Genomic DNA, 5,176 nt, shown 5'->3' with positions numbered 1-5,176 from the left:
CCATGTCCAAAAAGTCATGAGACATGACACTGCTAGTACGTTTCGCGCCCAACTAGCCGATGAGCCCACTAATAAACACCATGCCCAACACGACCTGGACAAACACCACCGGCATCTTTCGATCTGCTAGCACAATCCCGAACACCACTAGCAGACCAGGAGAACACCACCCCAACGCTCATCGTCTAGCACCCCGAAACACCAGCTAGACGATCAGCCCCATAACGACAAACAACCCCAACACCACCAGGGCAAACACAGAGGCCAAAACGAGACCGTCTAGCAGCATCACAAGCCCAGCTAGACGATCAGCCCACAGACGCGGAAACGCCCGCTGGTGTCGAATCCGGCGGGCGTTTCTATGCCTGGTTTTTAGTTCTCGTTGGTCTCGCGGCGACGGCCGAGCGCCAGGTAGGCGCCACCCACCAGCATCAGCAGGACGCCGAGGGAGATCACGGCGCGCATCGGCGTACCGGTATCCGCAAGATCACCGTCGCGCTCCTTGCTGGAGGAGGTGGTGGTCTTCTTCGTGGAAGTCGAACCCTTCGCAGCAACGCGGTTGGAGTTGTTGCTTGCGTTCTTCACGGACGTGGTGCGGCCCGTGGAGCGGCTCGGGGTGGTCTTCAGCGGCAGTGGCGTCGCCGAGGACTTCGTGGTCTTCGCACCGCCACCGGCACCTGCGAGACCCGCGGCGCCGGCCATTGCGGCTGCTGGGCCGAGAACCTTGGTGGCAATCGGCTTGAACTCATCAATCGCCTTCAAAATCTGCTGCGGACGGTTCAGCGTGGTCACCTTCGGATCACGGGCGAGAACGATCTCTGCGGTCTTCGCGTTGCGCTGGACCTGGATTTCCGCATTCTTGTAGCCGTGCGGTGGTTCGATCAAGGTGAGCTTGATCAGCTTGCGATCCTTAGCGTCCTTATTCAGATCGAACACGACGTTTGCGCGTCCGTCGGCACCAGTCCTACCGGCAACGCGGCCATCAGCGCTCTTGAACTCAGCGCCTTCAACAGCCTTGTTGTCATCGGTGCGGACGAGGACCTCCATGACCCAGTCGTCCTCAGCCGCAGGCGCGGTTGGGGTCGTGGCCGAGTTGGTCGGGGTCTCGGTTGCAGGCGTGGTCGTTGTCGTGGCCGGGTTGGTCGGGGTCTCGCTGCCCGGGGTTGCGGTCGGGGTTGCAGCGCCAGTCTCCGGGTTGTCGCGGCCAGGCAGCTTGAGGCCAGCGACACCGGCGAAGTTGTCAGCTTCATCACCCTTGGTGACGACGTTAGAAACCGCGTTGTCCTTCACGTGGATAGCGGTCGCGTCGTCGTCGGCGAAGACGAACTCGCCGTCTTCGTTCTTGTAGGCGTAGTTCAGTGCCTTTACCTTCGGCAGGGTTACCTTTTCCGGCACTGTCACAGCCGTGTGGGTCGCGGCTGGGTCCTTAGCGTCGATGTCGAGGTGCCACAGGTACGCCTCGCCCTTGTCGTTGGTGGACAGGGCGACAAGCGAGGTCTCGTTCTTCTCACCGTCGGCAGCCCATGCGGCGGGCTTGCCGGCTTCCTTTACGCCGTCGATCTTCAGCGGCTTAGTGGTGAACGCGAGCGGGGTGTTCTTGGCGCCCGACTTATCGTCGGAAAGATCCAGGGTGTACACCTTGTCCTCGCCGAACAGCACAAGCGTGCCGCCTGCGGTGAAGGCAGCGGTGTCGATCTTGGTGGCGTCGTCACCCTTGAGGTCGATCTTGCCCAGATCCATCAGACCACCATCGTTGGCGTTAATGCGCAGCAGGTGGCCGGCGTCCTTGCCCTCCTCGTCCTGGGAGATGGCGTACAGCAGCTTGTTTTCAGGGTGGCGCGCAAGAGCGGTGTAGGTGCGGCCCTTGGAGTTGTACTGCGCGCCAGAGGTACCGGTGCCGTTACCGGGCGTATCCAGGAACAAGGCAGCAAATGCCTTTGCAGCGTCCGAAAGGTTCGAGTCCTTGGCTGGGGTCTGCGTGACCGGCGCGGCCGAACCCGCCACGGGGGTGGTGGTGGCCGGGGTGGTTGCTGGGGTCGTCGATACGCTGCTCGCATTGCTTGTCGACGACACCGGGTCCACCGCAGCAGACGACGTCACAGGCGCAGTCTCCTTCGCAGTAGCGCTCTCCTGCGCGTTTGCGACCGGCACGAGTGCGATCGAGCCTGCGACTGCTGCCGCGAGCGAAAGCCCGACGGCACGTTTTGCCTTGGATGTTGCTGCCATTATTACCTCTCGAGAATAGAAAAAGCGCGCGCGAGCGCCCCCAAAAACCACATATGAATGTATACGCCAACCTTGGACTTCACAATACATCCCGAACAAAAGCGAAACCCGCCTACTCGCCGAGCAATTTGCATCGGTTTCGTAGGCGGGTCAGCTTTTAGGCTTCAGCCGGTTCCGCAGGCTCCTCAGGCTTGGCGGTCTCCGTTGCCTCGGCCTTGTTGTTGGAGCTGCTGCCCTCGGTCTCTACATTCCAGCCGAACTGGCAGCTGGCGTAGTACAGACCCATGATCAGACCAGCCACAGCCAGGAGGCCAACACCGGCAACCGCAGCCGGGGCGGCCGGATTGATCTGGGACAGCTGGCGGTTGACCTGGTCGATCTGCGCCTGGAACTGGTTGAACACAGACGGGACTTCAATGTTCACGTTCGGCATCACGCTGCGCACTGCCTCGTTGGCCTGTGCGGCCGCGGCGTTGAGCTCGTCTTCGAACATCACACCGATACCACCGGCGACTGCACCGAGAAGGCCGATCGGCACCAGCCACGCAACCGGGTTGGATACCGAGGATGCGGTGGCCAGGCACTTGCCCAGGGAGCTGCCGTCCTCGCCAACAATTTCGTTGTCCCTGCCGATACCGCCACCTGCAGCGATGTCGCCGTTGCCCTTCTCAAACTGCAGACCGATCACGATTTCCTTCTGGGACGGATCATCCGCAGCCGGACGCAGTTCGAACGGCTCGGAGAACTTGCCGCGAACCTTGAACGGCTTCGACTCCAGGGTCGAGCCCGCACGGGACGAGTTCTTCTCCGGATCACGCGGATCAATCAGACGCAGGTTGCCCGGGTTGTCGATCTCGAAGGTGTACTCACCCCACGGTGCAGACTCGAAGTAGACGTTGCCGTCTTCGTTGGTCTCGCCCGCGATGGACGGACCACCATCGGTCGGAACCAGCTTGACCTTCAGCCCTGCGAGGCCTTCGTTCTCGTCCTGCGTGCGGTTCTGGTTCTCATCAACCCATGCGATCAGGCGCAGGTTGTCAGCCAGCGGAGCACCCTGGTCAACGATGATGTGAGCGTTGCCCTTGAGGTTCTCGCGCGGGGAGATGATCAGCGTGGATGACGGGTCATCGCCGTAATCCGGTTCGCCCGCGAGGCCACGGCCACGAGCCGGACGCGTCGGGAGCTCGCCCCTTGCTTCCGCTTGGTTGTGGTGACGGACATTGGTTGCCAGACCTTCCGGAATCTCCGCAGTGAAGATCACACGCTGACCTGGCAGCAACGTGCCGTTGAAGCCTTCAGGCTTCTTAATCTTAAGATCCTTGACCTTCTTCAGCTGATCAGCTGGAACGTCGTTGCCATCCTTGTCCTTGGCATCGCCCTCAAAGATCGCGTCCTTAAGTTCCACGTTCACCATCGGTGCAGAACCGGTGTTCTGGATTTCGTAGGTGAACTTCAGTGCGTTGCCGACGCTCATACGAACAGGCTTGTCCGGGTTGGTAGCAAAGCGGGCGTTGACCTTCTTGTGCACCTCTGCCTTGATGAACTTGGTGTACGCCGAATCCGGTGCGGAACCTACCTTTTCACCAGTGGAGGTTTCACCGAAGGCGGTAGCGACGTTGTTGAAGTCGAACGCATCCTCCGGAGCCTTCATCTTGGCCTTAATCACCTCGGTTGCACCCGGGGCGAGCTCAGCAGTCCAGCCTTCCGGCATATTCAATTCGATGTTGCGCGACTGAAGTTCCGGATCATCGATCTCGATGTTCTTAATCGGCGTATCACCGGTGTTGGTGATGAAGAGCTCGTAGTAGAGATCCTCGCCGGGCAGGGTGGTCATGACATCGTCGACAAGATTGCCGTCCTTGTCCTTAACCTTGCCCAGGTTATCGGCGTCACGCCCCCAGACCTGCTTCTCCAGTTTCAGGGAAGCATTCTTGGTCAGCTGGATTTCCGGCAGCTTCACGTCATCACCAGGGCGGACCGGCACCTTGATCTTGTCGATCTCGCGGTCGCTACCCGGAGTCAGGATCTCGATCTCGTTGACGCCTGGCTTGATCTTGTCGATCTTGAAGGAGCCATCGTCCTCAACGCCGATGACCTTGGAGTCGCCATTCGGGTCGGTCACTACGACCTTGGTACCCGGAACAGCATTGCCGTTGCCGTCGTTGATATTGCCCTCAATGGACTGGTTTTCCGGAGCCTTGACACGGATCTCGCCAATGTCGGTCCGCTCGCCTTGCTTCACCGTGACCTTACGGTTCAGCGGCTTGCCGTTGATGTCGGTGTCCGGCCAGCCCTCCGGCAGCTCAATTTCCATGTCGAAATCGACGACGCCTTCAGGGAAGTACTGGAAATCGATCTCCGGGGTAACGAAGAAGCCGTCTCCATCAACGCTGAGCGGAATCTCGTAGTCGAAGTACTCCGGTCCCTTGGTCTCCTCAGTGCGGGGATCGACCGAGATGGTGTTCGGATCAGCGACATCCTTCTTGATGAACTTGATCTTTGCACCCTGGATCGGGTTACCGTGCTCATCGATCAACCAACCACCGACGGTGTTTTCACCGATGCGGTCAGACTTATCCTTGCGGTCACGCTCCGACTTGTCGACCTCGAACTCGATCGGCTTAGACTCGCCGTCCTTGACCTCAACGATCTTCGGACGTGGGTTGTTCATGCCCTCAGGGGTCTCTACCTCGACGATGTACTTACCGTCAGGCAGCGGCTTGTCGTCCGGACCATGGATCTCGAAGTTGCCCTCTGGATCCGTGATCTCTACGTTCTCAGCAACCTTCTCGCCATCAGGTCCGTAAACCGTGACATTCGGCTTACCCTCGCCGTCCTGCGGCAGCGGCTTGCCGTCCTTGTCCTTGACTGTGCCGGTAATGGAAGGCTTGGTCTCGGCCGGAGTGGTCTCCTCCTCGGTCGGTTCCGGCTGCGGCTGCGGTTCCGGCTG

The 5,176-nt window shown here is 60.0% G+C and carries 2 protein-coding genes; both read right to left on the bottom strand.

The window, feature by feature from the left end:
* Positions 1-372: 372 nt before the first annotated feature.
* On the bottom strand, positions 373-2,226 hold the full coding sequence (locus HMPREF3145_RS04315) for a hypothetical protein (RefSeq protein WP_070422016.1): 1,854 nt from the start codon (positions 2,224-2,226) through the stop codon (positions 373-375).
* Between the two features lie 157 nt (positions 2,227-2,383).
* Positions 2,384-5,176, bottom strand: a 2,793-nt coding sequence (locus HMPREF3145_RS04310; protein WP_168162446.1) for a DUF7507 domain-containing protein, incomplete at its 5' end; no start/stop codon positions are given.

The sequence above is a fragment of the Corynebacterium sp. HMSC05C01 genome, from assembly GCF_001807155.1.
GTDB classification, from domain to species: Bacteria; Actinomycetota; Actinomycetes; order Mycobacteriales; family Mycobacteriaceae; genus Corynebacterium; species Corynebacterium coyleae.
The sequence above is the reverse complement of the archived record's forward strand: the minus strand, read 5'-3'. Positions and strand labels throughout refer to the sequence as shown.